Source organism: Erwinia sp. SLM-02 (assembly GCF_037450285.1).
In the GTDB taxonomy this organism is placed as follows: domain Bacteria; phylum Pseudomonadota; class Gammaproteobacteria; order Enterobacterales; family Enterobacteriaceae; genus Erwinia.
In genome coordinates this window covers 187,618-213,425 of sequence record NZ_JAQISN010000004.1, presented here as the reverse complement: position 1 = coordinate 213,425, position 25,808 = coordinate 187,618, and the positions used below count along the sequence as shown (strand labels likewise).

Genomic DNA, 25,808 nt, shown 5'->3' with positions numbered 1-25,808 from the left:
AATAGATAAAAAACCGGGAGAAGCCATGAGCCGAACGCAGAATCTTCGTCATAACGTCGTGAATCAGATGCTGGAAGCCATCGCTCAGCAGCACATTCCGTCACCGCTGCCGCCCCAGGCCGCACTGGCGGAGATGTTTAATATCAGCCGTACCACCGTGCGCCATTCGCTGGACCATTTACAGCAGTGCGGCGTGCTGGAAAAGGTCAACGGCAGCTGGGTGATCGCCCGTCAGCCCGACGAGGCGGACGGCTTCGCCGCCACGCTGCCGGGAACGGAGGCGCAGGCAAATCTGGTAGAACAGGCGTTTTTTCAGATGATTAACCAGCGCGAGCTGATGGCCGGCGACAGCTTTTCCGAGCTGCAGCTGGCGCAGGCGGTTGGCGTCAGCCCGCTGGCGGCGCGGGAGTTTCTGCTGCGCTTCTGCCGCTACGGGCTGATTGAAAACGTGCGGCGCGGCCACTGGCTGATGAAAAAATTCGACCAGGAGTACGCGGAAAAACTGTTCGAGCTGCGCGAGATGCTGGAGATCCACGCCCTTAAGCGCTTTATCAATTTGCCCGCCGACGACCCGCGCTGGATTGCCGCCCGCGACCTGCTCAGCCGTCACCGCCAGATGCGCGACACCATCGCCACCAGCTATCGCAACTTTTCCCAGCTGGACCGCGAGATGCACAAGCTTATCCTCTCTGCGGCCAATAATCCCTTTTTCGATCAGTCGCTTGAAGTGATTTCGGTCATTTTCCACTTCCACTATCTGTGGGATGAAAGCGACCTTAAGCAGCGGAATATCGTGGCGCTGGAGGAGCATCTGGCGATCCTCACCGCGCTGGTCAGCCGTAATGACGTTGAGGCCATCATCGAATTTCACCGCCATCTGATCACCGCCAAGGAGTCAATGCAGCGTTCAATCCGCCAGTATCGCGGGTGAATTTTTAACCAATTTCGGGTTTTTATCGATAAAAGCCATCAACCACAGTAATTAAAAGCCGATTAAAAACCGTAAATCGCCGCCTGCCGCACGAAAAAGATAACAAGTTGGCAACACCGACTTCGCCCACCACTAGTCTGCTATTCAGCCTTACTTCAACCCTGTTCTGGCCGTGGTTTTTTAAAGCAATGCCCCGGCCCGATTCTAATAACAAGACTTTTTATACCCGGGGAGTACCGTATGGAAAATAGCCAGACCGTTCGCGGCCAAAACCGCCCTGCCAGCCACGAGGAGCCAAAGGCCACCGTGGTGCCAGAGCGCGGTCCGCTGCAGCGCTCGGCGCGCATTAAGCGCGTACAAACCACCGCGATGATCCTGCTGTTCCTGGCGGCGATTATTAACTACCTCGACCGCAGCTCGCTCTCCGTGGCTAACCAGACCATCCGTGGTGACCTGGGACTGAGCGGCACCGAAATCGGTATTCTGCTTTCCGCCTTCTCGCTGGCTTACGGTATCGCTCAGCTGCCGTGCGGCCTGCTGCTGGACCGTAAAGGCCCGCGTATTATGCTCGGCGTGGGCATGTTCGTCTGGTCCTGCTTCCAGGCCATGGCGGGTATGGTGCAGAACTTTACCCAGTTTGTGCTGGTGCGTATCGGCTTAGGGATCGGTGAAGCGCCGATGAACCCGTGCGGCGTTAAGGTGATCAACGACTGGTTCAACATCCGCCATCGCGGAATGCCGATGGGTATTTTCAACGCCGCCTCGACGATTGGCCTGGCCATCAGCCCGCCGATCCTGGCAGCGATGATGCTGACCATGGGCTGGCGTGCGATGTTTATTACTATCGGCGTGCTGGGGATTTTCCTCTCCATCGGCTGGTACACCATCTACCGCAACCGCAATAACAACACCCTGACTCAGGAAGAGATCAACTATCTGGATGCGGGCAGCGTGGTGGCGAAGAAAGAGCCGATGACCATGAAAGAGTGGCGCGGCCTGTTCAGGAACCGCACCATGTGGGGCATGATGATCGGCTTCAGCGGCATCAACTACACCGCATGGCTGTATCTGGCCTGGCTGCCGGGCTACCTGCAGGCCACCTACAATCTGGACCTGAAAAGCACCGGCTGGATGACGGCGATCCCGTTCCTGTTTGGCGCAGCGGGCATGCTGCTGAACGGCTACGTGGTTGATGCGGTGGTGAACCGCGGCGCGCATCCGCTGAAAACCCGTAAGGTGTGCATTATTGCCGGTATGCTGCTCTCTGCCGCCTTTACCGCCGTGGTGCCGTATGCCACCACCACCTGGAGTGCGGTGCTGCTGATCGGCATGGCGCTGTTCTGCATCCACTTCGCCGGCACATCGTGCTGGGGCCTGATCCACTGCTCGGTCACCGCACGTATGACCGCGTCGGTAGGCAGCATCCAGAACTTTGCCAGCTTTGTGTTTGCCTCATTTGCTCCGGTCCTGACAGGCTGGATCCTCGACACCACCGGTTCATTCAGCATGGCGCTGACCGTCTGCGCCTGTGTGACGGTGGTCGGTGCGCTCTCCTATCTGTTTATCGTCCGCGACCCGATTGTGGATGCCTGATAAACCCGCTGCTGCCGCGCCTTTCGGTGCGGCAGCACAACTGCCGTTCCAGTTCCAGTTCCAGTTCCAGTTCCAGTTCCAGTTCCAGTTCCAGTTCCAGAGAGTGTTTCCGCGACAATCCAGCCAATCTATCCCCACTCTCCCACCCGCACCAAAGAATCAATTTTTTTGACAAACATCAGCAAATCACTCCGCTATCGCAATGTCTCCCATCGGCCTATCATTGTTTTCAACGAAGGCACACCGCCTTACACAAACAAACAATCTGAAGGAATGACACCATGAAATCTATCAAAACTTTTGCTGCAGTTATCGCTCTGTCCGTAGTTTCTTTCGGCAGCTTCGCCCAGACCGTAACCGCAACCGGTTCAACCATCGACAGCGCCGAAGCGAAAATTGCCGCTCAGGCTCAGCAGGCCGGTACCTCTTACCGCATCATTGAAGCCAACAGCAATAACGGCGTTCATATGACTGCCCAGCTGATCAAATAAGCGCGAACCGCATTACCGGCAGTGCCCGAACCCTGACCATCAGGGGACGGGCATGCTGTATTTCAGCCGCCCGCTATACCCATCCAGCCGTGGATCCCCATATAAATCCCCACCAGCGCAATCAGCGCGCTGCTGAACCAGGGTGCTCGCTGCGCCAGCGTACTTAATCCGCTCCAGCGCTTCGCCGCCTGCCGCATACTCATCGCCGCCACCACGCCGACCGTCACCAGCGTTAATGCCAGACCGATACTGAAGCACAATACCAGCAGCGCCCCCAGCGACAGCGCCTTCATCTGAATGCACAGCAGCAGGAGGGTGATCGCCGCCGGACAGGGGATCAGCCCGCCGGTTAAGCCAAACAGGACGATCTGCCCGGTGGTCACATTACGATTGGCGAAACGGCGCTGGATATCGCTGGCATGGGCGCGCGCATGGGCATCCTGATAGTCATCGCTGCGCAGATCGATACGCGGCAGAGCCAGCGCCCCCTGCGTGGAGCGAGCAGCCTCGCCGTGATGATGCACGGGGGCGTGAAGGTCGTGATGATGGGGAGTGTAACGGGCACTGATAATCTGACCCTGCACCTGAGCGGGCCGATATACATGCAGCAGGCTTTGACGAGCGGAATCGGGATGATGATGGTCATAAGATTGCTGATGACCCTGCTCATGGCTGTGGGCATGGCCATGAGAGTATCCATGATGATGATCGTGGGCCTGGTCATGGGAATGGCTATGCCCGTGATGATGATCGTGAGCGTGGTCATGGTCATGACTGTGCCCATGGTGATGCTCGTGCGCATGCTGGCTTTCACGGCGGATGCGCCAGAACATCCACCCCGCCGTGGCAAGAATAATCACCCCGGATGCCAGCTGGAACCAGGGCTCGGTGGTGGCCGCATCGAAACGGCGGCTGAGCATCATGCCGCCCAGCGCAATCGCCCACACCACCAGCGTATGTGAAATCGTCGCCGCCAGGCCCAGCAGCACCGCCTGCTTTACCGTCCCACGCACCGCGATGATAAACGCGGCCATCATCGTTTTAGAGTGCCCGGGTTCCAGCCCGTGCAGTGCCCCTAACAGGATAGCACCGGGAATAAACAGCCAGACGTTGCCGGCCCCCTGCTGCAACAGCGCAGTAAAATCCATCATTGTTTTTGCCTCGGAGAAGCTATCATAGGGAGAAGAGCACCGTAAATATACTATACCCCAGTATACTAACTCACAAGATGGAAGCAGCGATGTCACACACAATTGCCGGACAAAAGAAACTTCTGACCCGCGTACGCCGCATCCGCGGCCAGGCGGACGCGCTGGAAAAAGCCCTGCAGGCAGAAACGCCCTGCATCGATATTTTGCAGCAGATCGCCGCCGTTCGCGGCGCGGTGAATGGATTAATGGCGGAAGTGCTGGAGGGACATATTCGTGAACATCTGCTTGATGAGCAGAGTGAACCCGCTCAGCGCGAGCAGGATTTAGAGCAGATCGTGGCGGTCATTCGCTCCTATATGAAGTAATACCATCGGGGCTGCCCTGCCGTATGTGGCCCGGATTGATGCATCAATTTTTTTGACAAACTTCAGCAAATCACTCCGCTATCCGAATCTCTTCAATCGGCCTATTATTGTTTTCAACGAAGGCACACCGCCTTACATAAACAAATAATCTGAAGGAATGACATCATGAAATCTATCAAAACTTTTGCTGCAGTTATCGCCCTGTCCGTAGTTTCTTTCGGTAGCTTCGCCCAGACCGTGACCGCAACCGGTTCAACCATCGACAGCGCCGAAGCGAAAATTGCCGCCCAGGCTCAGCAGGCCGGTACCTCTTACCGCATCATTGAAGCCAACAGCAACAACGGCGTTCATATGACTGCCCAGCTGATTAAATAAGTTCACACCGCATTACCGGCAGTGCCCGAACCCTGAGCCTCAGGGGACGGGCATGCTGTATTTCTCCGCCAGCACCGGCACAAAGTAATCCACCACCACCGTTCTGCCTTCCTGCGGCTCCCGACGATCGATACGCTCAACGTCATAACCGTCCCGGCGAACGGCGCCAGCACCGGGCAGCGCATGCTGGTAAATCAGATCAATAAACGTGCTGTACAGACGCTCATCGCCCCGATAGCTGAATTTCAAATAGGCCTGTTTTTCAATGCTGAGCTGCATCTGCGCCGCATCGTTCGCGCAGGCGTGCTGCTCCAGGCACGTCAGATACTGCAGCGTCGCGCGATCCCCCGCGCGCGGCCCGCCCCGGATGACATTGATCAGTCCGTAAAGCCTGTCAGGCCGTTCCGTCAGCGCATTAAGCCGCTGCTGCCAGAAGCTGTCGCGCTCGCGCCAGGAAAAATCATCGATGGTGTCCAGGGTAAAGGCATAGTTATTCACGCAGCCACGCAGATGCAGCCCGTCCAGCTCAACCAGTTTGCCTTCCGGCACGTTCATCGCGGTCAGATTAATCGGCGGGCACAGCCCCTTGCATGACCAGTGTGGCGCATCGCGGTACTGGGCCGGCGTGACGTTAAAATGGCGCTTAAAGGTTTTGTGATAGACGTTATGGCTGGAAAAGCCGTGTTCGCTCCCCACCGAATCGATCTGCTTGTCAAACAGCCGCAGCATTACCGCACTGGAGGTCAGCCGACGCTGGCGGCAGTAGGAGGCCAGCTTTTGCCCGGTGACCTCTTTGAAAATGCGCTGCAGATGCCATTTGGAGTAGCCCGACTTCTCCACGAAGTCGTTAATCGTCAGCGGCGTATGGATGTTGCCCTCCAGCCAGCGCAGCAGCTGATGCACAACTTCCTGCTTAAATGTGGTTTTCACAATTCATCATTCTCCCTGATAAGTTTCAGCAGATCGTCGCGCAGCGCCTGCATGTCGCGGATGGTGTCGCCGTTCACCAGCGACTGCGCAAGCCAGGCACCGTCCGCGGCCAGCCGCACCATCTGGTGCAGCGGCAGGCTGTCCGTTCGCCGGTGGCGCTCAAGCCGTCCGTTCAGCCACGCGGCCCAACGCTGGCACAGCGCCGGCGATGCCATCATCGACAGCGACAGCGGTACCCGCAGACTGTTGTCACCCTGCTGCATCTCATTAAATGCCACGATAACGTAGGCGCGGGTAAAGCAGCCCGATTTCTGCCCCTCTTCCGCAATCAGCCGGTCGATCTCCCGCTCGCTGTCCGCCAGGAAGGCATCAAACATGGCGTCCAGCAGTGCCTGCTTATGGGGAAAATGGTGAAAGAAGCCGCCTTTGGTCACACCGGCGGCCTGGGCGACCGCCTGTACGGTAATGCCATTTACCCCCCGGCTGACGGCCAGCGCCGCGGCGGATTCAATCAGGGCGTTTCGCACCTGCTCGGGCTGTTTTTTTCGCTTATAGGCCGTTTTATCCGGCCCCGTGTTCTGAGGTATATCTGATTCAATTAGCTGTTTCATTTAAATTTACAGATTAATACATGAAAGATACCGTGCGGTATGTTGCCTGTAAAATATCATAAAATGATGACGCTAAGATAAAACTTATCTTGCTGACGGCAGCCGCGAAGCATCAGGCGCGGCCCTGTGCTGAGAGCGTAAAATGAAATATTTATGCTTTAATGGCGTAATGTTAAAAAATATAATCTGAGCGCGGTCATATCTTTAGCATCTTATCGCCCTGCCTCAGGGGAATTTATGATAGTTTTTCCTCATTCAGACACAGTTGGAAGCTTCGATGAAAAAAACCACGCTCACCGATATCGCCCGTGAGGCCGGAGTGGGGGTCGCCACCGTCGATCGGGTGCTGAACCGACGTGCTCCCGTGCGCGCCGAAACGGAAAACCGCGTGGTTCAGGCCGCAACGCGCCTCGGCTACCGCTTTGCGCCGGAGTTTCTGGCGGATGCCAGCGCAGAGGGATTAACGGGCAACGGCGGCGCGCTGCGCATCGGCGTGATCCTGCTGTCGCGCGACTACTCCTTCTACGATACCTTTGCCAAATCGCTGGAAAAACTGGCCTCGCCGCACTGCCAGCCGGGTACGCGGGTGGAGTTTGTTTTCCACGATATCCATGCCGTGGAAGCGGCCGCCGCCAGTATTGATGAGATGAGCAATCGCGTGAATACGCTGGTACTAATTGCGCTAGACAATGCGCTGGTGCGGCGGGCGGTGCAGAAGGCCGCAAAGAAAGGGGTGAAGGTCTTTACTCTGCTTTCCGATCTCTCCCCCTGCGATCACACCGGCTACATCGGGCTGGATAACCGCAAGGCGGGCCGCACCGCCGCCTGGATCGTGCAGCGCCTGAGCGGGCCGCCGGGGAAAGTGGGCGTGATCATCGGCGATAATCGTTTTCTGTGCCAGGAAACCTGCGAAATCAGCTTCCGATCTTACCTGCGTGAACACGCCACCGGGCACACCGTGCTGGAGCCGGTTACCAGCTTCGAAAACGTTGAGCAGGGCTATCACGTCACCACGCAGCTGATCCAGAACCACCCCGACCTGTCGGTGATTTATGCGCCCTGCGGCGGCGTTGAGGGCGTGGTCAATGCCCTGCGCGACAGCGGCAAGAAGGATCAGATCACGCTGATCTGCCACGGCCCGCTGCAGGATGCGCAGCTGGCGCTGATCGACGGTACGCTTGATATCATGGTGTCACACCGCCTTGAGGAGCTTGCCGCATCCGTCGTGGAAGCCATGCTGCAGGCAAATTCCGAGGCGCATGGAAGTTTTATTTCACTTCACAGCAGTTTCGAGCTGATTACTAAAGAAAATGTGTAAACGGCGCAGCGGCGTTGGCAGATTTGAACCGTCGCTAACATTCGCCGTTTAACCCGCTGATAACGCATTAATGATAGTTTTTTATCAAAAAAACCTATCATAAATAGTGCGATCACCATCAAAAAACAAACATTCTATCATTGCTGATAATGGAACATTCGTTTGATACTTCCTGCAAATTAAAACAGGAAGGATTGTTCCATGCCTCTGCAAACACCAAAACACAATATGGCCTACGTGATGGCCATCTGCGCGGTTGCCGCGCTCGGCGGGCTGCTGTTCGGCTATGACTCTTCGGTCATCTCCGGCGCTATCGAACCTATCACCCATCACTATCAGCTTTCCCCGGCGGAAACCGGCTGGGCCGTCTCCAACGTGATTATCGGCTGCGTCATCGGCTGCCTGGTTGCCGGGAAACTGGCAGATCGCTACGGCCGCAAATCGATGCTGATCGTGACCGCCATTCTGTTTGTACTGTCGGTTGCCGGTACCGCGCTGGCACCGGACTTCACCACCTTTGTGGTGTTCCGCATTATCGGCGGGCTGGGTATCGGCCTGGCCTCGGTTATCTCGCCAATCTATATCGCAGAAGTGGCCCCCAAGGATTACCGCGGCCGCGCCATGACCATGCACATGATCTGCTGCGTGGGCGGCCAGGTGCTGGTGCTACTGACTAACTATCTGATCGCCAAAAACGCCGATCCGGAGTGGCTGAACGCCTACGGCTGGCGCTGGATGCTGGGTGCGGCCTTCGTTCCCTGCGTGCTGTTCTTCCTGTTCGTCGGCTTTATCCCGGAATCTCCGCGCTGGAATATCATGGTTGGCCGCAACGAGGCCGCAATGAAAACCCTGACCCGCATCTCTTCAGAAGAGCACGCGAGGCGCCTGATGGGTGAAATTCAGACCTCACTTCAGCTTTCCGCCAGCAGCGAAGTGAACCGCGAACGCGCCAGCTTTAACCGCAAAACGGCGATTTTCCTGGTGATTGGCGTCGGTCTGGCCATCTTTAACCAGCTGACCGGCATCAACGTCATTCAGTACTTTGGCCCAACGCTGCTGATGAACGTGACCCACAACATGCAGGAAGCGATGTATCTCACCATCTGGCTGGCGGTACTGCAGTTCGCCGGCGTGATCGTGGGCATGATGCTGATTGATAAAATGGGCCGCCGCTCGCTGCTGCTGATCGGTTCCCTCGGCTCCGCCATTTGCCTGCTGTTCACCTTCTGGACCTTCTACAGCGGCATGACCGGCGTGATCTCCGTGCTCGGCCTGTTCGGCTTTATGTTCCTGTTCGGCGGCACCTGGGGCCAGGTGGTGTGGACGGTGATCGGCGAAATCTTCCCGACCCGCCTGCGCGGTGCCGGCATGGGCTTCTCTATCTGCGCGATGTGGGCCGGTAACTTCTTTGTCAGCCAGTCCTTCCCGATGATGAACCAGAGCACTTACCTCAACGATAACTTCCACGGCGGTTTCCCGCTGCTGCTGTTCGCGGTGTGCTCGCTGGCCTCCTGGTGGTTCGTTAAGGCGCTGCTGCCGGAGACCAAAGGCGTTTCACTGGAAAAAATGGAAGCCCTGATTCTGGAACGCTTCGAAACCACCCAACGCGAAAGCAAAACAGCCACTCATTGATTTTAAGGACACCGAAATGACCATTCATATTGCTAACGCACCCTGCAGCTGGGGCGTGGACGACCCGAAAAACCCGCACCTGCCGCCGTATGAGAAGGTGCTGAAAGAAGCCGCCCAGGCCGGTTATAAGAGCATCGAACTGGGGCCGTGGACCTACCTGCCGACCGACCCGCAGGTCCTGACCGAGAAACTGAATCAGTACGGCCTGTCGCTGGTTGCCGGTACCATTTTTGACGACCTGGTCAGCGAAGAGAACTTCCCGGCGATGATTGAGCTGACGCACAACCTCTGCCGCAACCTGTCAAAAGTGCCGACCGCGACCAAAACCCACGGTGATAACTTCCCGTCGCCGTATCTGGTGATCATTGATTTCGGTAACGCCGAGCGCGCACGCCTGGCCGGTCAGTATGACAAAGCGCCGCGCCTGTCCGACAGCGACTGGCAGCGCATGATGTCGCACATCACCGAAATCAGCCGCATTGCGCAGGAGTACGGCGTGCGCCCGGTGATCCATCCGCATGCCGGTGGCTGCATCGAGTTCGCCGATGAGATCGAACAACTGGTGCAGGATATTCCGCACAGCGTGGCCGGCCTGTGCCTGGATACCGGCCACCTCTACTACTCCGATATGGACCCGATTACCTGGCTGGGGCGTTACTTCGACCGCATCGACTATCTGCACTTTAAAGACGTGAACGACGCCGTATTCCGCGACGTTATCGCCCGCGAAGTGGACTTCTTCACCGCCTGCGCGGAAGGCGTGATGTGCCCGATTGGTAAAGGCGCTATCGACTATCCGGCCGTGCGTGCCTTCCTGGCCGAGCGCAACTACCAGGGCTGGATCACCATTGAACAGGAGCGCGACCCGCGCAATGCCGACGGCAGCCTGCACGATGTGACTGAAAGCCTGCGCTACCTGAACTCCGTTGGATTTTAATTGAGGAACACCCGATGATTAACGGCATTAAACCTCTCGATCGCTCCCTGCGCTGGGGCATGGTTGGCGGCGGCGGCACCAGCCAGATTGGCTATATCCATCGTTCAGCGGCGCTGCGCGATAATACCTTCACCCTGCTGGCCGGGGCGTTCGATATTGATGCAGAACGCGGCCGCGCCTTCGGTGCCAGCCTGGGCGTGGCGGGCGACCGCTGCTATCCGGACTACCAGACCCTGTTCCAGCAGGAAGCCGAACGCGCTGACGGCATTGAAGCGGTATCGATCGCCACGCCGAACAACACCCACTTCGCCATCTGTAAGGCGGCGCTGGAAGCGGGCCTGCACGTGGTGTGTGAAAAGCCGCTGTGCTTTACCACGGCAGAAGCGAAAGAGCTGGCCGCGCTGAGCGAAGCGAAGAACAAAATTATCGGCGTCACCTACGGCTACTCCGGTCACCAGCTGATTCAGCAGGCGCGCAGCATGATCGCCGAAGGCCTGCTGGGTGAGATCCGCATCGTGAATATGTCGTTCTCCCACGGCTTCCACAACGAGGCCGTTGAGCTGGCGAACCCAAGCACCCGCTGGCGCGTGGACCCGAAATTTGTCGGGCCAAGCTACGTGCTGGGCGACCTCGCCACCCACCCGCTGTTCCTGGCGGAAACCATGCTGCCGGAGCTGAAAATCAAGCGCCTGATGTGTTCGCGTCAGAGCTTTGTGAAGACTCGCGCGCCGCTGGAAGATAACGCCTTTGTGCTGATGGAATACGATAACGGCGCGGTCGGATCGCTGTGGTGTTCTGCGGTCAACTGCGGATCGATGCACGGGCAGAAGATCCGCGTGATCGGATCGAAAGCCAGCCTGGAGTGGTGGGACGAGCAGCCAAACCAGCTGCGCTACGAAGTGCAGGGTGAGCCGGTGCAGATTCTGGAACGCGGTATGGGCTACCTCGCGCCGCGCGCGCTGGAAGAGGACCGCATCGGCGGCGGCCACCCGGAAGGGCTGTTCGAAGCCTGGTCTAACCTCTACCGCCGCTTCGCGGTGGCGATGGATGCCAGCGATCGCGGCGATAAAGCGCTGCTGGAGAACTTCTGGTATCCGGACGTTCACGCCGGCGTGACGGGCGTGCAGTGGGTGGAGCGCTGCGTTGAGTCCGCCGACGCGGGCGCGACCTGGGTTGATTTCGAGTAATCGCTAACGGACTGGAAACCCGATCTAAGCGGAGCGAGTTTCCAGCTTTGTTGCCTGAAGGGGCAGCCATCGTTGATGGCTGCCCCTTTTGCTTTGCGTTAAAAGCTCACCTGGTCCGTTGCCAACAAGGTGACAAACGGCCCCGCCAGCGTGGCGTTGTGATGGGCAACGATCTGCGCCGCACCGAGTACCGCATTATCTGTGGTGCTGTGCGCATCGCTGACCAGCACCACCTCAAATCCCAGATCCGCCGCCGCCCGGCAGGTGGTATCCACGCAGTAGTCGGTTTTCATGCCCGCAATCACCAGCCGCTTCACCTGCGCCTGCTGCAGTTCAGCCAGCAGCGGCGTATTCAAGAAACAATTCGGGCGGGTTTTATTGAAATACCTGTCGCCAGCCTCCAGCGGCAGCTCATCCGCCAGCTGCCAGAACCGGCTGCCGACCGCAATCGGCGAACCTTCCGGCCCGGTATGCCGGGCAAAAAATATCGGTTTCTGTGCCGCGCGGGCAGCATGGATCAGCCGAATGGTGTTGGCAATCAGCTCATCTTTCTGGTGAGGGGGCTGTGGGGCATGCAGCAGACCTGCCTGCATATCGATCACTAACAGCGCGGATGCATCGGACATGATATTTCTCCTTGATTACCGTTAACCGGCCACGACGGAGAAACACTCAGCCCCGTCGGAAACCGGCGGGACGAAGCGGATGTGCTATTTCTCAGGCACGCAAACCGACCCCGACCCGCCAGAAGCGGTCGTGGTTGTGGTGGTCGCGGTGAGGAACAGCCGGGTCATTTTCATAACCCACAGAATTGCATATCACCGTGCCGCTGGCACGTTTTTTTTGCAACAGTCAGGAAAGCGGGAATAAGTGATAACCATCGGTCCAGTCCCTGACCGCGGTTATCGAGGGTGTAAACTTGGCGGGTTTAGCGAACCGCGCCCGGCGGAACGTGTTTGAAGGTATTCACATAAGAGCGAAACACGTTGCGGAAGAATTTTTTCATGATTGCCTGTGACAAATATTGTTGAAAAATACACCGCAAATTATAACGAACGGTGTTTTTCCAGGCAAGATTTTTTGAACCAGATCACAAAAACAGACCATTTATCGCCAAAAACAGTGAGGAGTGCTGCAAAACATCATTCTGCCGTCCGGTGACTTTTATTCCCCCTTGAGCCAGAACGCTGCGCAATTTTTTCCAATATTTTAACCCTATGCGGACCGATAATGCCGATATTGTGCTTAACGGATGCCCTGCCATGCCCTTTTATAATGGTTTTTTACTGAGTCTTTCCCTGTGCCTGGATATCGGCATCGCCAATATCGCCATCATAACCCTGGCGATGCAGCGCGGTTATTTTCACGGCCTGTGGCTGGGGATCGGCACCTGTGTGGGCGATCTGATCTATGCGATCCTCGCCATGGCCGGCATGGCGGTGCTGCTCCAGTTCACCACCGTGCGCTGGGTATTGTGGATCGGCGGCTCGCTGATCCTGCTGTGGTTTGCCTGGAAAATGGTGCTGAGCGCGCTGCGTCCGGTGCCGGAACTCAGCGCGGGCGATGTCGGGCAGGCGCTGAGCATCCGGCAGAACTTCCTGCGCGGTATCTTCCTCGCCGTCTCCTCGCCCACCGCAATCCTGTGGTTTGCCGCCGTAGGCGGCGCGCTGATTTCACGCATGGGCACCGGCAGCCCGGCCGCTTCGGCCTGGTTCCTGTCGGGATTTTTCCTCGCGGGCGTGGTGTGGACGGTGGTCCTCTGTACGATTGGCAGCCTCGGCGGCCGTATGCTGGGCAATAAAATGCTGCGCTGGTCCTATATCGCCTCGGCGGTGATTTTCTGCTACTTCGCCGGCTACGTGATTATCTCCGGCTATCGTGAATTTATCGGCTGATAATACGCAGATAGTGATGCGGCGTGATGCCCATCATCTTGCGGAAGCTGTTGATAAAGTGGCTCTGATCGTAGAAACCAAGCCGGTGCGCCACGTCCAGCGTGCTGTGCCGGTGGCGCAGCAGGTTGCGCGCCGCCGCGAGGCGTAATTGCATATGATACTGCAGCGGCGCCACGCCCATCTCCTGACGAAACTGGCGGACAAAGTGATATTTGCTCAGCCCGCTCGCCGCCGCCAGGCCGTCCAGGGTCAGTTTTTCCGTCAGATTATCCCGCATGCAGTCCAGCGCCCTGCCAATCGCTTCCGGTGCCGCCGCCATCTCTTCGTCGCTGCCGTGCTGTAACAGGCAGTGGGTCAGCCACAGCAGGTTTTGCTGCTGGATCCGATCGTCGGTGGGAGAACGAACGTAGTCGCAGATCGCCGCAAACAGCTGCGGATCGCGCAGCACGCCTTCGCGCAGGATCGGCAGTGGGCGATCCGCAAGATCCGCAAAAACACCGGCAGGGAGATGAACGCTGAAAAACTCTACCGGCGTGTCGCCAAATCGCGAAGCCTGCAGCGTTTCAGGGTTATAAATGGTGATATCACCAGCGAGGACCGGCAGGGTGCGGCCATTCAGCGTGAGCTGTTCAACGCCGCTGAGATTGGCGCTGATAACATATTCTTCATGGGTGTGCAGCGGAAAAGCCGCGTTGCTGGCGGTGAGGTGCGAGCACTCAATATTATTCCGGGTGTTCCAGTCTACTACCGATAATGCCATAGCCGCCCCGTGCAAGTGACCGGGCGTGCCCCTGCTTATTTGCCCAGATGTTCGAACAAAATACTACAGCCGATGCCGATCAGCACTACGCCACCAAAAATTTCCGCCCATTTTCCCATCACCGGGCCAAGGAAGCGGCCAAGCAGGATGCCGAGGGTGGCCATAATCATCGTCGATGCGCCGATTGCCAGCGCGGTGGTGACGATATTGACCTGCAGGAATGCCAGCCCGACGCCAACGGCCATCGCATCCAGACTGGTGGCAACGGCGGTACAGACCAGCAGCCAGAAACCGTGGCTCTGCGGCGCTTCTTCCGGACGGCACTCTTTTTTACGTATTCCCTCAACGACCATACGTCCGCCGAGGATCAGCAGCAAACCAAACGCGACCCAGTGGTCCCACGCCATCACGTACTTACTGGCGGCAAGGCCAATAGCCCAGCCGACCAGCGGCGTCAGGGCTTCGATCACGCCGAAGATCAGACCGGTGCGCAGGGCTTCTTTCAGGCTCGGGCGATGCAGGCTTGCACCTTTCCCAATGGCGGCGGCGAAGGCGTCCATCGACATGGCAAAAGCCAGAATCAGAGTTGCGTATAGGTTCATTGTATTTATCCCGGTTTGAAGCGACGGGTGCCTTCCAAATCGTTAAAACCCCAGGTTATGTAGGAAAAATAACCGCTGGTCCGTTCAAGTGAAGCGCATCCTAACACGCGAACCGCAAGAAAAAAAGACAACAAAATCATGGATTTGAGTATAGCATCGGCTATACTTTTTAACGGATGCTATTTTGGCGGGTAAAACACGGCGTGAAACTCTAAAAGAATTACCGTGTTACACAGAGAGTAGGGATATATAACCGTGAAGGGGTTGGGGAAATTTTCAGCACATTATCGAATCATTTCCCCAAAAATAATTGGCTACCAGACGCGATAAACCTTACCGGTTTCCACACCATCCACGCTGCGGCGATAGGCCAGGGCCACGCGGCTGGCGGGCGCGCTTTCAAAGCCGGGGAAGAACGGGCCGTAGCTTTCCAGCGCTTCGGTCAGTACCGTCGGGCTGACGGCGTTAATGCGCAGGCCCGGCAGTTCATTCGCAGCGGCAAGCACGAAGCCTTCCAGTGCGGCGTTGACCGCCGTGGCATTAACCCCGGTACGGATCGGCTGCTGCGCCAGAATACCGGTCGTCAGGGTGAACGAGCCGCCCGGATTGACAAACTCTTTGCCGATCAGCACCAGCCGGACCTGGCCCATCAGCTTGTCCTGCAGCCCACTGTTAAACTGCTCGCTGGTCATCCCGGACAGCGGGCCGAAGTGCACGCCGCCGGTGGCGGAGATCACCGCATCTACGTTACCGGTTTGAGCGAACAGCGCGCGGACGCTCTCTTCGCAGGTCAGATCGACCTGATAGTCACCGCGGGTTTTCCCCACGCGAATCACCTGATTATCGCGGCTCAGCTCATTAACGATACCCTGACCGACGGTGCCTGACGCCCCAATCACTAAAATTTTCATCGAATTTCCTCCAGAAATGACGGTAACCCATCATGAAGCAGTGTCAGCGGCAGATAAACGGACCATACTTTCGGGAACTCCGAACCACAGGTTTGTAATCATGGATAAATTACGCAGCATCGAAGCGTTTATCTGCGCGGTGGAAAGCGGCAATTTCAGCGAAGCCGCTCACCGACTGGATATCAGCGCGGTGATGGTCGGCAAACACGTGCGCCAGCTGGAAAAGTCGCTGGACAGCCGTCTGCTGCATCGCAATACCCGCCGGCAGCATCTGACTGAGGCGGGCGAAAGCTACTATCGGCAGTGCAAAGCCGCACTGGCGCAGCTGCGGCTGGCGGAAGACACGGTGGAGAATATGAAACGCACGCCGTCGGGGCTGCTGCGGATCAGCGCTCCGCTGAATCTGGGATCGGCGGCGATCGCCACGCTGGTTGCCCGCTATCAATTGGACTATCCGCAGGTGCGGATCGAGCTGGATCTCAGCGACGGCTTTGTCGATCTGATCGGCCAGGGTTTTGATTTTGCCATTCGCATCGGCAGCCTTAATCCGGCCGAGCCGCTGGTGGCAAAAAAAATCGGCGACTATCGTATGGTGGTCTGTGCCGCGCCGGCGTATCTGGCGCAGCACGGCACGCCGCAGACGCCGGAGGGGCTGTACCAGCATCGCTGCCTGGCCAATATGGCATGGAATAAAAGCAATGCCTGGCAGCTCGGCGATGTGCTCTGGCCTGCGGACAGCAGCTTTATCTGCAATGATGGCCAGGCGCTGCGCCAGGCCGCGCTGGCCGGTGCCGGGCTGGTGCTGCAGCCGGAAATTCTGCTGGCGGAGGATATCGCCGCCGGCAGGCTGGTCCCGGTGCTGCAACAGTGGCAGCAGGCCAGCCGCCCGATCCACCTGCTGTGGCGCCAGGATCTCAGTCCGTCGGAAAAGCGCAGCAGCTTTATTGCCTGGCTGCACGAACAGCTGCCGTTGGCGCTGGCGGTTTAAGGATTGAACCTGCGGGAGGGATCGCTGAAAATGGCGCAACTGTTTACACGCCGGAATAATGATGAAAAGTCCGTTTGAAACCTTTTTGATGCCGCTGAGCACGCTGATGTTCGGTTTTCTGTCTGCGCTGCTGCTGCCCGCCCCGTGGTTTGGCCTGGCGCTGACGCGCAGGCTGGTGGATATGTTCCATCTGGAAGATATTGGTCAGCTTTATACGCTGGTGTTTTGTTTGTGGTTTTTGCTGCTGGGCGCAGTGGAGTTTTATATCGTGCGGTTTATTTATGTGCGGTTTATTCGGCCGTAGCCTGGCGGACGCAGATAATGATCGGCGCGGGGCAGGTCGCGGTGGGATCTGAGAATGGGGCTACCGTTACGGGGCAGGTCGCGGAGAGATTTGCGAAATGGGGCTACCGTTACGGGCAGATCGCCGGGTCGCCGTGAACCCGTCCCTGGGGGCTTGACTGCCGCATCCCTGCGGCAGACACCCGGCTAACCTGTCCCATAACGGTTCCCCTTCGAATCATTGCGTTGCTGCCAGATAACAATCGTTAATCTGGACGTTCAGCAATTTTTCGCGGCAGGGGGTATAAACAGGGTGATCGTTACGGGGCAGGTCGCGGAGAGATTTGCGAAATGGGGCTACCGTTACGGGCAGATCGCCGGGTCGCCGTGAACCCTTCCCTGGGGGCTTGGCTGCCGCATCCCTGCGGCAGACACCCGGCTAACCTGTCCCATAACGGTTCCCCTTCGAATCATTGCGTTGCTGCCAGATAACGATCGTTAGTCTGATCGCTCAAAGATTATTCGCGGCGGGCTACCTGAGGAAAGTGGCTTTCAGGCAGCTACTAAGGAGCATGCGGGCAATCGGGGATGGACGGGTTAGCGGACCGTCCGAGCACAGGGATGTGCGAGGCCGAGCGGACATGGACGTGACAGCGGGTCCGCGTTCCGACCAGCCCCGATACGCCGGGCGCAGAACCTACCACAACAAAATTATCCCCTGAGCTAGTGTGAAACTCGTTTTTATGAATTTCAGCAGCAGCAACACCACAACATGCGGGCAATCGGGGATGGACGGGTTAGCGGACCGTCCGAGCACAAGGATGTGCGAGGCCGAGCGGACAGGGACGTGACAGCGGGTCCGCGTTCCGACCAGCCCCGATAAGCCGGGCGCAGAACGTGCAGCAACCTGTACTCAACAGCAGCACAGCAGCCAAACGTGAAGCAACGAGAATCAGCCTTTGTTCAATACCTGCGGATTCACGCAGTTCTTCTCCACCTTGCCAGTCAGCGCGGTAATCAAATTATCTACCGCATCCCGCGCCATCCCGTAACGGGTCTCATGCGTCGCTGAACCAATATGCGGCAGCGGCACCACGTTGCGCAGCGTCAGCAGCTCGGAATCAACCGGCAGCGGCTCCTGCTCAAACACATCCAGACCGGCAGCGAAAATAGTGCCGTCCTTCAGCGCGTCAATCAGCGCCTGCTCATCCACCACCGGCCCACGGCCCGCATTAATCAGAATCGCGCTCGGCTTCATTTTTGCCAGCTGCTCGCGGCCAATCAGATGGTGGGTTTCCGCAGTCAGCGGCAGGCTGATGCAGAGAAAATCTGACTCTGCCAGCAGCGTATCCAGATCGCAGTACTGCGCATCAAAACGATCTTCCGCTTCCTGATGATGCTTACGCGCGTTATAGAGGATCGGCATGCTGAAACCGAGATGGGCACGCTGCGCCAGCGCCAGGCCAATACGGCCCATGCCGAGGATACCCAGCTTTTTATGGTGCACGTCAACGCCGAACCAGTCGGGGCCGATGTTTTTCTGCCACTCTCCGGCCTTCACCCGTTCCGCCAGTTCCACCACCCGGCGGGCGCTGCTCAGCACCAGCGCCATCATGGTATCCGCGACGGTTTCCGTCAGAACGGTCGGCGTGTGCATCAGTACCACGCCCTTATCGTTTAACGCCGCCACATCGAAATTGTCATAGCCCACGGAAACAGTGGAGGCCGCGCGCAGCTTTGGTGCCTGCTGCAGAAACTCAGCATCAACCTTACCGCCGGAGCCGAGGATACCTTCCGCCTGACGGAAAGCCTCGGCGTGAGCGGCGATATTTTCTGGGGTTAAGCCGTTAATTTCGGTCACGTTGAAATGCGCATCCAGCCGCGCACGCAGATCTTCAGGTAACGACTTATACAGCACCACAGACGGTTTCATACGGTTCTCCCTGTTCATTACGGTGATACGGGCCAGCATTGACCCGTTCTAAGTTAAGCATGTTTTGCATTATCAGGCAGCGGCGTCTGCTGTTCCTGCGACGGCTTGACGATCAGCGTCAGCCACACGGCGACCAGTAATGCGCTTCCCATAAAGATATAGGAGGCAGATGGACTTCCGGTGGCACCGTTGAGATATCCCACCACCCAGGAGCCGAGGAATGAACCCAGCGCCCCCATCGAGTTGATCAATGCCATTGCGCCCCCGGCAACGTTGCGCGGCAGCATTTCCGGAATGATGGCAAAGAAGGGACCATAAGGTGCATACATTGACGCCCCGGCGATGACCAGCAGCGCATAGGACAGCCAGAAATTATCGGAACCCACCAAATATGAGCCTAAAAAGGCTAATGCACCAATCAACAGTAACGGCCAGACAAACAATTTGCGGTTTTGTAACTTATCGGAGGCCCAGGAAACCACGATCATCGCAATGGTCGCCGCCAGATACGGCACCGCCGACAGCCATCCGGCTTCAATGATGCCCATCTGCGTGCCGTTACGCAGAATGGAAGGCAGCCACAGCACAAAACCGTACACGCCGATGCTCCAGGCAAAATACTGCGCGCACAGCAGGATAACGTTGCGCGACTTAAACGCTTCTGAGTAGTTGCGTACCGCTTTCAGGTTTTCCTGCTCTTTTTGCAGCTGTGCCTGCAGCGCGGCTTTTTCCGCATCGCTCAGCCACTTCGCCTGCGACGGTTTATCCTGCACCAGGAACCACCAGGCCACGGCCCAGATCACCGCCGGGAAGCCCTCAATAATAAACATTTCACGCCAGCCGAAGGCGTTAATCAGATAGCCGGAAACCACCGACATCCACAGTACGGTCACCGGGTTGCCGAGGATCAGGAAGGTATTGGCGCGCGAGCGTTCGGATTTGGTAAACCAGTTGCTGATATAAATCAGCATCGCCGGCATCACCGCCGCCTCCACCACGCCGAGCGTAAAGCGAATCATCGCCAGCATCGGAATATTGCTCACCATCCCGGTCAGCGAGGCGCAGCCGCCCCACAGGACGAGGCACCAGAACACCAGTTTTTTCACGCTGCGGCGTTCCGCATAGATCGCGCCGGGGATCTGGAAAAAGAAGTAGCCGAGGAAGAACAGCGCACCCAGCAGGGAAGAAATGCCCTTGGTGATGCCGAGATCCTCATTAATCCCTGCGGCGGAGGCGAAGCTGAAGTTCGCCCTGTCCAGATACGCCAGGCTGTAGGTGATAAACACGATGGGCATGATGTACCACCAGCGTTTTGGCGCGATTGTCTGCTTAGTCTGCTCGTTCATGGTGTTTCCTCTGTTGAGGGGGCCACATTCTGTTCTGTAGGGGAACGATGTGGTGATGTTATGTTTCCGGCCAGCCGTCAGGGTTAAAAATCGCCCAGTGCCGCCCGGGTTGGCAGTCCTTCGCTGTCACCGATCGCCTGGATAGCCAGGGAACCGATTTTATTGCCGCGGCGGATAGCCGCAGGCAGCGATTTTCCTTCCAGCAGGGCGCTGATCGTCCCTACCGCAAAGCCATCGCCTGCACCGACGGTATCCACCACGTTGGTGGTGGCGATCGCCGCTACCCGATCTTTCATGCCGTCAGCGGTTTTAAACCACGCGCCTTCGCAGCCGGTTTTGATAATCACCGCTTTTACACCCATCGCCAGATAGAAGTCGGCGATGGCTTCCGGCTGGTCATAGCCGGTCAGGATTGTTCCCTCTTTGATGCCCGGCAGAACCCAGTCGGCATGGGAAGCCAGCGCGTTCAGCTGCGTTACCATTTCCCGTTCGCTGGACCAGAGTACCGGACGCAGATTGGGGTCAAAGGAGATCGTTTTGCCCATCGCCTTCATCTCCTTCGCGGCATGTTTCGCCAGGGCCAGCGAGCTGCCGGAGAGCGCCGCAGCTACGCCGCTGAGGTGCAGATGGCGCGCGGCACCGAAGTAGTCGCGGTTAAAGTCGTCGCAGGAGAGATGGCTGGCGGCGGAACCTTTACGGAAATATTCCACCAGCGGATCGGAGCCATCGTCCACTTTCGACTTCAGCTGAAAGCCGGTGGGGAAACGTGCATCCAGCGTTACCTGCTGGCGATCGACGCCTTCCCGATCCAGCTGCTGGCAGGTAAAGCGGCCAAACGAGTCATCGCCGACACGGCTGACCCAGCCCACTTTCAGGCCGAGGCGCGCCAGGCCGATCGCCACGTTCAGTTCGGCACCGGCAATGCGTTTGGTAAATTTTTCAACCGATGCCAGATCGCCGCTCTCCGCCGCGACAAACATCGCCATGGCTTCACCGATCGTGACAACATCCAGCGTGCCGTTAGTATGGGTCGTCATGATTTATGCCTCGCGCAGCAGGTCAACATAGTGACGGGTTACCGCCACCAGGTCCGGGCCTTCCAGGGGGAATTCAATGGCGCGCGGCACGTCCGCCGGCAGCAGGGCGAGCGTCTCGCGCCACAGGTTATCGGCCTCATCAAGCGGAATGGCACGCCAGCTGTCGCCGTGGGGCACCGCCGCTTTGACGTGGATGTAGCTGACGTAGCGGCTCAGGCTTTCCGCCGCCGGAAGCGGCCTGTCGCCAACCCACAGCCAGTTGCCGGTATCAAAGGTCATGCCGTTGCAGATACGGCTTTCGCCGCAGGTATGGAAAAAGGCATCAAGGGCGGCGAATTTGCCGTATTCGGTCTGGTCGTTTTCCACCACCAGGTGCACTTTCTTACCGGCGAGCTTGCTGCGTAGTTCGGCGCTGTCGAAATCATGACGATAGTTTCCCAGCGAATATTTAATCAGCTGGGCATTCAGTTGCCCGGCTTCCAAGAAATGCGTGTCCAGATGCGGGTTCAGCGCGCCCTCTTCGGTAAACAGCGCTTCCGGCACGGAGTAGAAGGCGATCAGTTTTTTTGCGGCAATGTCTGCGCCCAGCGCGGAAAGCTGGCTCAGTTCGTGCTCATCCAGCAGCTCGCGGCGAATTTCCACGCCGTCTGCGCCTGCGGCAGCAACGATCGGCAGCAGTGCCTGCTGGCCGCCCAGCTCACGGACCCGTTGATTGCCGTAGGCGGCGGTGACAACGATAACTTCTCTTTTCATGATTTCTCCGGCTAATTCACCCGATTTGATGAAAAAACGTTAAATGGAACCGGTTCCAAAGAAAAGTACCAAAGCCGAAATTTATGACGGTGCTCACGGAGTGAACGCAATTCTGTGGATAATTCACTGAGTGGAGGGGGGAAGATTAGGGGTTCTTCAGGGGCGCGTCCGGCCCCCGGGGGATGAAAAGAGCGTGCGGCTAACGGGAGATCGGCTGGGTTGAGCCGCGCACCACCAGTTCACCGGCAAAAACCTGTTCGTGCAGCGGCTGCTCTCCGCCCTCTATGCGGCTGATAACCTGCTCCAGTGCGGCATAGCCAATCTGCCAGGTGGGCTGCCTGAGGGTGGTAATGCCTACGCCCGCCAGCTCGGCCCACTCCAGCTCGTCAAAGCCCAACAGGCCGAGCTGCTCGCCCCAGCTCAGGTTCAGCCGCCGCAGCGCGCGGGCAACCTGTAGCGTCAGTGCCCCGTTGACGGCCATCACCGCGCAGGGTGCGCCCTGGTGACGCTGATAGAAATCGCTCAGCACCTGCTGCATGCGGGTTTCATCGTCCAGCGTCACTTCGGCGTGTTCGGCAACCATCCCGGGCTGCTGTGCCATGCGCTCATGAAAAGCGTGAATACGCTCCAGCCGGGTGTTGACCAGGCCAAGCGGTTCGCTGATAAACAGCAGCGCGCGATAGCCCTGGGACAGCAGATGCTCGGTAGCCTGCAGCGCGGCCGCGCGGTTATCCAGACCGACCACATCGCAGACAAAATCCGGTATTTTTCGGTCAATAAGCACCATCGGCAGCAGCGATTTCTGCAGCTGATTCAGCGCTTCTTCGCGCATGCCCACCGCGTTGACCACAATGCCTTCGACCTGGTAGCTGTTCAGCAGATTGAGGTAATACTGCTCAAGGTCGACTTCATTATTGGTATTACACATCAGCAGCGTGAAGCCGTGGCTGCGGCAGGCGGACTCAATACCGCTCAGCACGTCCACGGAATAAGGGTTGGTGATATCCGCGATAATCAGGCCGATGAGCCGGGTCCGCCCACGCTTCAGGCCACGCGCCATCTGGCTGGGGCGATAGTTTAGCGCGCTGATAGCGGCTTCGATGCGCTGTTTCAGATCGTCAGAAAGCGCGCTGAATTCACCGTTCAGATAGCGAGATACGCTGGTTTTACCGGTGCGGGCTTCTCTTGCGACGTCGCTGATAGTAGCTTTGGCGGCCTTGTTATTCATGGCTATCCCTGATGATGTGAATGGCGTGAGACTACCATAACTGCCCGCTGGCAGCAGCATCAGGGTATTTTCAGCTCCGGCTGCCACAGCACCTGCAGGGTGGTGATGGGATCGCCGGCCATCAGCCGTAGCGCCATTTCTGCCGCCTGTTGCCCAATCGCAGGCCAGGTCGCCTGAGCGATACTGGCGACGGGCACGTCGATCACCGAGTCGGCAGGCAACCCGTTGTAGACCATCAGTTCAATACGTTCAGGACCGGTCAGGCGGCCCGTCTCGCGCAGGGCGATCGCCGCGCCTTCGCCGAGCGAACTGGAGTCGGCGATCAGCGCCTGCGGGGGGTGCGGCAGGGATAATAAGTGACGCGTCAGGCGATAACCTTCCAGACGACTCGGTTCTGTCCGCCAGCAAAGATCGCTGGCTAAACCGTGCCGCCGCATCGCGTTCAGATAGCCTTCGCGCCGCTGGCCGACGAAGGTCAGATCGAGGTGGCTGCCGAGCCACGCGATACGCGGTAAGCCCCGGGCAACGTAGTGATCCACCGCCAGGCGCGGACCGGTGTCATGATCGAAATCGAACCAGGCGTAAGGGGCGGTCAGTTCGCTGCGGCCCATCGCCAGGAACGGAAAATCCAACTGCTGGAGTTTAACCAGCCGGCCGTCATGCCGCGCGGTGTGCGCCACGATCAGGCCGCTGACATAGCGCGATCGCAGCATTCGCTGCAGGGAGCGATGGTCGTTATCAGGCGTGTCGGCGACGATCAGTAGATCCACTTCCCGCTCGGCCAGCGCCTGGGCAATAGCGCCAATGACATCGACAAAACTGGTACCGTTAAAGGGAAGAGGCGAGGAGGGAAACAACAGTCCAAGCGCGTTGGGTTTGCCGGTTTTCAGGCTGCGCGCGACCGTATTAGGGCGATATCCTCGCCGTCGGGCTTCCTGTTGAATACGCAGGCGCGTTTCTTCCGCCACATCATCATAGCCGTTAAGCGCGCGGCTGATGGTCGTAACGGACAGCCCCAGGGCGGCGGCGATATCTTTAAGTGACATGTTGTAAGAATACTGATCAGTTTTTGCGCAGCGTAGCACAAAATGTAAATGGTCACTATCGCCCTGAGTGATTATTCCTGAAAAAGAGAATAACGGCCCCGGCACAATGTGGACCGGGGCCAGAGGAATTACTGCAGCGGGCTGAGGGTAATTTCTACACGACGGTTCTGGGCTTTCCCTTCGGCGGTGGTGTTCGACGCCACGGGGTTGTCCGGCCCCATACCGCTGGTGCGAATGCGGTTAGCGGCAACGCCCTGCGTAATCAGCGAGCTGCCGACGCTGTCCGCACGCTGCTGCGAGAGCGACATATTCAGCTGGCGGCTGCCGGTGCTGTCGGTGTAACCGATAATGTTCACGGCCGTTTTCGGGTACTCCTTCAGGACCATAGCCACGCCGGTCAGCGTATTGGCCCCGGCCGGTTTCAGCGTACTGCTGCTGCTGTCAAAGGTGACGTTACTCGGCATATTCAGCACGATATTGTCGCCGTTGCGGGTCACGCTCACGCCGGTTCCTTTCATTTTGTCGCGCAGCTTCGCTTCCTGCACGTCCATGTAGTAACCTGCGCCGCCGCCGAGAGCGGCTCCCGCGGCGGCACCAATCAGCGCGCCTTTACCCCGATCCTTTTTCGAGGAGGAGAGCATGCCTACGCCTGCGCCTACCGCGGCACCGAGACCCGCGCCGATACCGGACTTCCCTGCCTCACGCTCGCCGGTGTAAGGGTTAGTGGTACAACCGGCCAGCGCAAGCGTGCCGCTCAATATCAGGGAAAGAGTGATGACGCTTTTTTTCATGAGTGATCCTTTCATTTCATTCACCGCGGGCAACGTCGCCCGTATGCGTTAATTATGGCGCGCAACGGTGAGGAAAATACTCAGGCGAATTCTCAAAGTGTAAGCGAAAGCTATTTAATGTTATCCGGGTGGCAAAAACAGTCCGTGGTGTGTTCACTGATCAATCCGCAGGCCTGCATAAAGGAGTAACAGGTGGTGGATCCCACAAACTTAAATCCGCGTTTTTTCAGCGCTTTGGAAAGTGCATCTGAGGCCGCGTTGGTGGTCGGTGCCTCACGGTAGTGGCTGAAGCGGGTGACCTGCTGCTCGCCGTTCACAAAGCCCCAGACGAAGTCCCGGAATGATTCACCGGCGGCTTCCATCGCCAGCAGCGCGCGGGCGTTGGCGATAATCGCCGCAATTTTTCCCCGGTGGCGGATGATGCCGCTTTCCTGCATCAGCCGTTCAATATCGCCTTCATCCATTCGGGCCACCGCCTGAACATCGAAATGATGAAAATGCTGACGATAGTTTTCACGTTTTTTCAGTACGGTCAGCCACGACAGTCCGGCAACCTGGCCTTCCAGGCAGATCATCTCAAACAGCGAGCGTGCGTCATGGTGGGGAACGCCCCACTCGCGATCGTGATAGGCGATATAAAGCGGATCTTCAGATACCCAGCCACAGCGTTGCATAAATAACATTCCTTATTAACGGGTTGGGTACTGAATTTAAC

General features: G+C 57.9%; 28 protein-coding genes. 12 read left to right on the top strand and 16 right to left on the bottom strand.

The annotated features are described in order from the left end of the window. Nucleotides 1-25 precede the first annotated feature (25 nt). From PGH32_RS20205 to PGH32_RS20195, 3 genes are all read left to right on the top strand, one after another. Entirely contained in the window at nt 26-931 is a 906-nt protein-coding gene (locus tag PGH32_RS20205) for a GntR family transcriptional regulator (RefSeq protein WP_314426960.1), read from the top strand. A 369-nt stretch (nt 932-1,300) separates the two neighbouring features. Continuing rightward, nucleotides 1,301-2,524, top strand: coding sequence for an MFS transporter (locus PGH32_RS20200; RefSeq protein WP_370347975.1), 1,224 nt, complete (start codon nt 1,301-1,303; stop codon nt 2,522-2,524). Nucleotides 2,525-2,805: 281 nt separating this feature from the next. After that, the gene (locus tag PGH32_RS20195) at nt 2,806-3,015 is read left to right on the top strand and encodes a YdgH/BhsA/McbA-like domain containing protein (protein ID WP_123334382.1); all 210 of its coding nucleotides are present in this window, start codon (nt 2,806-2,808) and stop codon (nt 3,013-3,015) included. A gap of 62 nt (nt 3,016-3,077) precedes the next feature. Here PGH32_RS20195 and PGH32_RS20190 read toward each other — a convergent pair whose 3' ends face one another. After that, nucleotides 3,078-4,166 carry a nickel/cobalt efflux transporter gene (locus tag PGH32_RS20190; RefSeq protein ID WP_337894941.1) on the bottom strand — a complete coding sequence of 363 codons (1,089 nt, stop codon included), beginning with the start codon at nt 4,164-4,166 and terminating at the stop codon, nt 3,078-3,080. Nucleotides 4,167-4,255: 89 nt separating this feature from the next. Between PGH32_RS20190 and PGH32_RS20185 the strand changes: the two genes are divergently transcribed. After that, nucleotides 4,256-4,531: a metal/formaldehyde-sensitive transcriptional repressor gene (locus tag PGH32_RS20185; protein WP_337894940.1), complete on the top strand. Its 276-nt coding sequence runs from the start codon at nt 4,256-4,258 to the stop codon at nt 4,529-4,531. A 165-nt stretch (nt 4,532-4,696) separates the two neighbouring features. Next, nucleotides 4,697-4,906, top strand: a complete 210-nt coding sequence (locus PGH32_RS20180) for a YdgH/BhsA/McbA-like domain containing protein (RefSeq protein WP_123334382.1) — start codon at nt 4,697-4,699, stop codon at nt 4,904-4,906. A gap of 39 nt (nt 4,907-4,945) precedes the next feature. Here PGH32_RS20180 and PGH32_RS20175 read toward each other — a convergent pair whose 3' ends face one another. Together PGH32_RS20175 and PGH32_RS20170 are read right to left on the bottom strand one after the other, a co-directional pair. Continuing rightward, nucleotides 4,946-5,836, bottom strand: coding sequence for a helix-turn-helix domain-containing protein (locus PGH32_RS20175; RefSeq protein ID WP_314424203.1), 891 nt, complete (start codon nt 5,834-5,836; stop codon nt 4,946-4,948). Then, a complete protein-coding gene (locus PGH32_RS20170) occupies nt 5,833-6,447 on the bottom strand; it encodes a TetR/AcrR family transcriptional regulator (protein ID WP_314424201.1) in 615 nt (204 codons plus the stop codon). Before PGH32_RS20170 ends, PGH32_RS20175 begins: the two co-directional genes overlap by 4 nt. A gap of 265 nt (nt 6,448-6,712) precedes the next feature. On the opposite strand from PGH32_RS20170, the gene PGH32_RS20165 reads away from it, so the two are divergent. The 4 genes from PGH32_RS20165 (at nt 6,713) to PGH32_RS20150 (ending at nt 11,521) form a co-directional block, all read left to right on the top strand. Next, nucleotides 6,713-7,765 (top strand): LacI family DNA-binding transcriptional regulator, encoded by a 1,053-nt coding sequence (locus PGH32_RS20165; RefSeq protein ID WP_443112813.1) that lies wholly within the window; start codon nt 6,713-6,715, stop codon nt 7,763-7,765. A gap of 201 nt (nt 7,766-7,966) precedes the next feature. Further along, nucleotides 7,967-9,397 carry a sugar porter family MFS transporter gene (locus PGH32_RS20160; RefSeq protein ID WP_314424196.1) on the top strand — a complete coding sequence of 477 codons (1,431 nt, stop codon included), beginning with the start codon at nt 7,967-7,969 and terminating at the stop codon, nt 9,395-9,397. Nucleotides 9,398-9,413: 16 nt separating this feature from the next. After that, nucleotides 9,414-10,334 (top strand): TIM barrel protein, encoded by a 921-nt coding sequence (locus tag PGH32_RS20155; RefSeq protein ID WP_314424193.1) that lies wholly within the window; start codon nt 9,414-9,416, stop codon nt 10,332-10,334. Nucleotides 10,335-10,348: 14 nt separating this feature from the next. Continuing rightward, the gene (locus tag PGH32_RS20150; RefSeq protein ID WP_314424190.1) at nt 10,349-11,521 is read left to right on the top strand and encodes a Gfo/Idh/MocA family protein; all 1,173 of its coding nucleotides are present in this window, start codon (nt 10,349-10,351) and stop codon (nt 11,519-11,521) included. Between the two features lie 98 nt (nt 11,522-11,619). Here PGH32_RS20150 and PGH32_RS20145 read toward each other — a convergent pair whose 3' ends face one another. Together PGH32_RS20145 and azuC are read right to left on the bottom strand one after the other, a co-directional pair. Continuing rightward, complete coding sequence (locus tag PGH32_RS20145) at nt 11,620-12,147, bottom strand: cysteine hydrolase family protein (RefSeq protein WP_314424187.1); 528 nt, start codon at nt 12,145-12,147, stop codon at nt 11,620-11,622. 302 nt (nt 12,148-12,449) lie between these two features. After that, nucleotides 12,450-12,527 (bottom strand): stress response protein AzuC, encoded by a 78-nt coding sequence (gene azuC / locus PGH32_RS24740; protein WP_370347978.1) that lies wholly within the window; start codon nt 12,525-12,527, stop codon nt 12,450-12,452. 256 nt (nt 12,528-12,783) lie between these two features. Between azuC and PGH32_RS20140 the strand changes: the two genes are divergently transcribed. After that, nucleotides 12,784-13,416, top strand: coding sequence for a LysE family translocator (locus PGH32_RS20140; RefSeq protein ID WP_314424185.1), 633 nt, complete (start codon nt 12,784-12,786; stop codon nt 13,414-13,416). Here the strand turns inward: PGH32_RS20140 and PGH32_RS20135 are convergent. The 3 genes from PGH32_RS20135 to PGH32_RS20125 all read right to left on the bottom strand — a co-directional run bounded on the left by PGH32_RS20135 (nt 13,406) and on the right by PGH32_RS20125 (nt 15,689). Further along, nucleotides 13,406-14,176, bottom strand: a complete 771-nt coding sequence (locus PGH32_RS20135) for a helix-turn-helix transcriptional regulator (RefSeq protein WP_314424182.1) — start codon at nt 14,174-14,176, stop codon at nt 13,406-13,408. The genes PGH32_RS20140 and PGH32_RS20135 overlap by 11 nt on opposite strands. Nucleotides 14,177-14,211: 35 nt before the next feature. After that, entirely contained in the window at nt 14,212-14,778 is a 567-nt protein-coding gene (mntP, locus tag PGH32_RS20130; protein ID WP_314424180.1) for a manganese efflux pump MntP, read from the bottom strand. 314 nt (nt 14,779-15,092) lie between these two features. Further along, nucleotides 15,093-15,689, bottom strand: a complete 597-nt coding sequence (locus tag PGH32_RS20125) for a short chain dehydrogenase (RefSeq protein ID WP_314424177.1) — start codon at nt 15,687-15,689, stop codon at nt 15,093-15,095. A gap of 100 nt (nt 15,690-15,789) precedes the next feature. On the opposite strand from PGH32_RS20125, the gene PGH32_RS20120 reads away from it, so the two are divergent. Further along, nucleotides 15,790-16,677, top strand: a complete 888-nt coding sequence (locus PGH32_RS20120) for a LysR family transcriptional regulator (protein WP_314424174.1) — start codon at nt 15,790-15,792, stop codon at nt 16,675-16,677. Between the two features lie 61 nt (nt 16,678-16,738). Next, entirely contained in the window at nt 16,739-16,981 is a 243-nt protein-coding gene (locus tag PGH32_RS20115) for a DUF1158 family protein (protein WP_314424171.1), read from the top strand. Between the two features lie 930 nt (nt 16,982-17,911). Here the strand turns inward: PGH32_RS20115 and ghrB are convergent. The 8 genes from ghrB to PGH32_RS20075 all read right to left on the bottom strand — a co-directional run bounded on the left by ghrB (nt 17,912) and on the right by PGH32_RS20075 (nt 25,767). Continuing rightward, nucleotides 17,912-18,892 (bottom strand): glyoxylate/hydroxypyruvate reductase GhrB, encoded by a 981-nt coding sequence (ghrB, locus tag PGH32_RS20110; protein WP_337894939.1) that lies wholly within the window; start codon nt 18,890-18,892, stop codon nt 17,912-17,914. 53 nt (nt 18,893-18,945) lie between these two features. Next, the gene (locus PGH32_RS20105) at nt 18,946-20,238 is read right to left on the bottom strand and encodes an MFS transporter (protein WP_314424167.1); all 1,293 of its coding nucleotides are present in this window, start codon (nt 20,236-20,238) and stop codon (nt 18,946-18,948) included. A gap of 83 nt (nt 20,239-20,321) precedes the next feature. Further along, on the bottom strand, nt 20,322-21,275 hold the full coding sequence (locus PGH32_RS20100; protein WP_337894938.1) for a sugar kinase: 954 nt from the start codon (nt 21,273-21,275) through the stop codon (nt 20,322-20,324). 3 nt (nt 21,276-21,278) lie between these two features. Next, a complete protein-coding gene (locus tag PGH32_RS20095; protein ID WP_337894937.1) occupies nt 21,279-22,028 on the bottom strand; it encodes a sugar phosphate isomerase/epimerase family protein in 750 nt (249 codons plus the stop codon). A 199-nt stretch (nt 22,029-22,227) separates the two neighbouring features. After that, on the bottom strand, nt 22,228-23,256 hold the full coding sequence (locus PGH32_RS20090; RefSeq protein WP_314424159.1) for a LacI family DNA-binding transcriptional regulator: 1,029 nt from the start codon (nt 23,254-23,256) through the stop codon (nt 22,228-22,230). A 59-nt stretch (nt 23,257-23,315) separates the two neighbouring features. Continuing rightward, nucleotides 23,316-24,302, bottom strand: coding sequence for a LacI family DNA-binding transcriptional regulator (locus tag PGH32_RS20085; protein WP_337894936.1), 987 nt, complete (start codon nt 24,300-24,302; stop codon nt 23,316-23,318). A gap of 128 nt (nt 24,303-24,430) precedes the next feature. Further along, nucleotides 24,431-25,093: an OmpA family lipoprotein gene (locus PGH32_RS20080; RefSeq protein ID WP_314424154.1), complete on the bottom strand. Its 663-nt coding sequence runs from the start codon at nt 25,091-25,093 to the stop codon at nt 24,431-24,433. A gap of 110 nt (nt 25,094-25,203) precedes the next feature. After that, complete coding sequence (locus PGH32_RS20075; protein ID WP_314424151.1) at nt 25,204-25,767, bottom strand: DNA-3-methyladenine glycosylase I; 564 nt, start codon at nt 25,765-25,767, stop codon at nt 25,204-25,206. Between the last annotated feature and the right edge of the window lie 41 nt (nt 25,768-25,808).

What these genes read in the sequence shown, in the direction of transcription:
- PGH32_RS20145 (WP_314424187.1), bottom strand. Translation starts at nt 12,147, where the DNA reads ATGTCCGATGCATCCGCGCTGTTAGTGATCGATATGCAGGCAGGTCTG.
- PGH32_RS20115 (WP_314424171.1), top strand. Translation starts at nt 16,739, where the DNA reads ATGAAAAGTCCGTTTGAAACCTTTTTGATGCCGCTGAGCACGCTGATG.
- PGH32_RS20080 (WP_314424154.1), bottom strand. Translation starts at nt 25,093, where the DNA reads ATGAAAAAAAGCGTCATCACTCTTTCCCTGATATTGAGCGGCACGCTT.
- PGH32_RS20150 (WP_314424190.1), top strand. Translation starts at nt 10,349, where the DNA reads ATGATTAACGGCATTAAACCTCTCGATCGCTCCCTGCGCTGGGGCATG.
- PGH32_RS20085 (WP_337894936.1), bottom strand. Translation starts at nt 24,302, where the DNA reads ATGTCACTTAAAGATATCGCCGCCGCCCTGGGGCTGTCCGTTACGACC.
- PGH32_RS20135 (WP_314424182.1), bottom strand. Translation starts at nt 14,176, where the DNA reads ATGGCATTATCGGTAGTAGACTGGAACACCCGGAATAATATTGAGTGC.
- PGH32_RS20205 (WP_314426960.1), top strand. Translation starts at nt 26, where the DNA reads ATGAGCCGAACGCAGAATCTTCGTCATAACGTCGTGAATCAGATGCTG.
- PGH32_RS20125 (WP_314424177.1), bottom strand. Translation starts at nt 15,689, where the DNA reads ATGAAAATTTTAGTGATTGGGGCGTCAGGCACCGTCGGTCAGGGTATC.
- PGH32_RS20075 (WP_314424151.1), bottom strand. Translation starts at nt 25,767, where the DNA reads ATGCAACGCTGTGGCTGGGTATCTGAAGATCCGCTTTATATCGCCTAT.
- PGH32_RS20100 (WP_337894938.1), bottom strand. Translation starts at nt 21,275, where the DNA reads ATGACGACCCATACTAACGGCACGCTGGATGTTGTCACGATCGGTGAA.
- ghrB (WP_337894939.1), bottom strand. Translation starts at nt 18,892, where the DNA reads ATGAAACCGTCTGTGGTGCTGTATAAGTCGTTACCTGAAGATCTGCGT.
- PGH32_RS20195 (WP_123334382.1), top strand. Translation starts at nt 2,806, where the DNA reads ATGAAATCTATCAAAACTTTTGCTGCAGTTATCGCTCTGTCCGTAGTT.
- mntP (WP_314424180.1), bottom strand. Translation starts at nt 14,778, where the DNA reads ATGAACCTATACGCAACTCTGATTCTGGCTTTTGCCATGTCGATGGAC.
- PGH32_RS20160 (WP_314424196.1), top strand. Translation starts at nt 7,967, where the DNA reads ATGCCTCTGCAAACACCAAAACACAATATGGCCTACGTGATGGCCATC.
- PGH32_RS20185 (WP_337894940.1), top strand. Translation starts at nt 4,256, where the DNA reads ATGTCACACACAATTGCCGGACAAAAGAAACTTCTGACCCGCGTACGC.
- PGH32_RS20155 (WP_314424193.1), top strand. Translation starts at nt 9,414, where the DNA reads ATGACCATTCATATTGCTAACGCACCCTGCAGCTGGGGCGTGGACGAC.
- PGH32_RS20120 (WP_314424174.1), top strand. Translation starts at nt 15,790, where the DNA reads ATGGATAAATTACGCAGCATCGAAGCGTTTATCTGCGCGGTGGAAAGC.
- PGH32_RS20190 (WP_337894941.1), bottom strand. Translation starts at nt 4,166, where the DNA reads ATGATGGATTTTACTGCGCTGTTGCAGCAGGGGGCCGGCAACGTCTGG.
- PGH32_RS20105 (WP_314424167.1), bottom strand. Translation starts at nt 20,238, where the DNA reads ATGAACGAGCAGACTAAGCAGACAATCGCGCCAAAACGCTGGTGGTAC.
- PGH32_RS20090 (WP_314424159.1), bottom strand. Translation starts at nt 23,256, where the DNA reads ATGAATAACAAGGCCGCCAAAGCTACTATCAGCGACGTCGCAAGAGAA.
- PGH32_RS20200 (WP_370347975.1), top strand. Translation starts at nt 1,301, where the DNA reads ATGATCCTGCTGTTCCTGGCGGCGATTATTAACTACCTCGACCGCAGC.
- PGH32_RS20180 (WP_123334382.1), top strand. Translation starts at nt 4,697, where the DNA reads ATGAAATCTATCAAAACTTTTGCTGCAGTTATCGCCCTGTCCGTAGTT.
- PGH32_RS20095 (WP_337894937.1), bottom strand. Translation starts at nt 22,028, where the DNA reads ATGAAAAGAGAAGTTATCGTTGTCACCGCCGCCTACGGCAATCAACGG.
- PGH32_RS20170 (WP_314424201.1), bottom strand. Translation starts at nt 6,447, where the DNA reads ATGAAACAGCTAATTGAATCAGATATACCTCAGAACACGGGGCCGGAT.
- PGH32_RS20140 (WP_314424185.1), top strand. Translation starts at nt 12,784, where the DNA reads ATGCCCTTTTATAATGGTTTTTTACTGAGTCTTTCCCTGTGCCTGGAT.
- azuC (WP_370347978.1), bottom strand. Translation starts at nt 12,527, where the DNA reads ATGAAAAAATTCTTCCGCAACGTGTTTCGCTCTTATGTGAATACCTTC.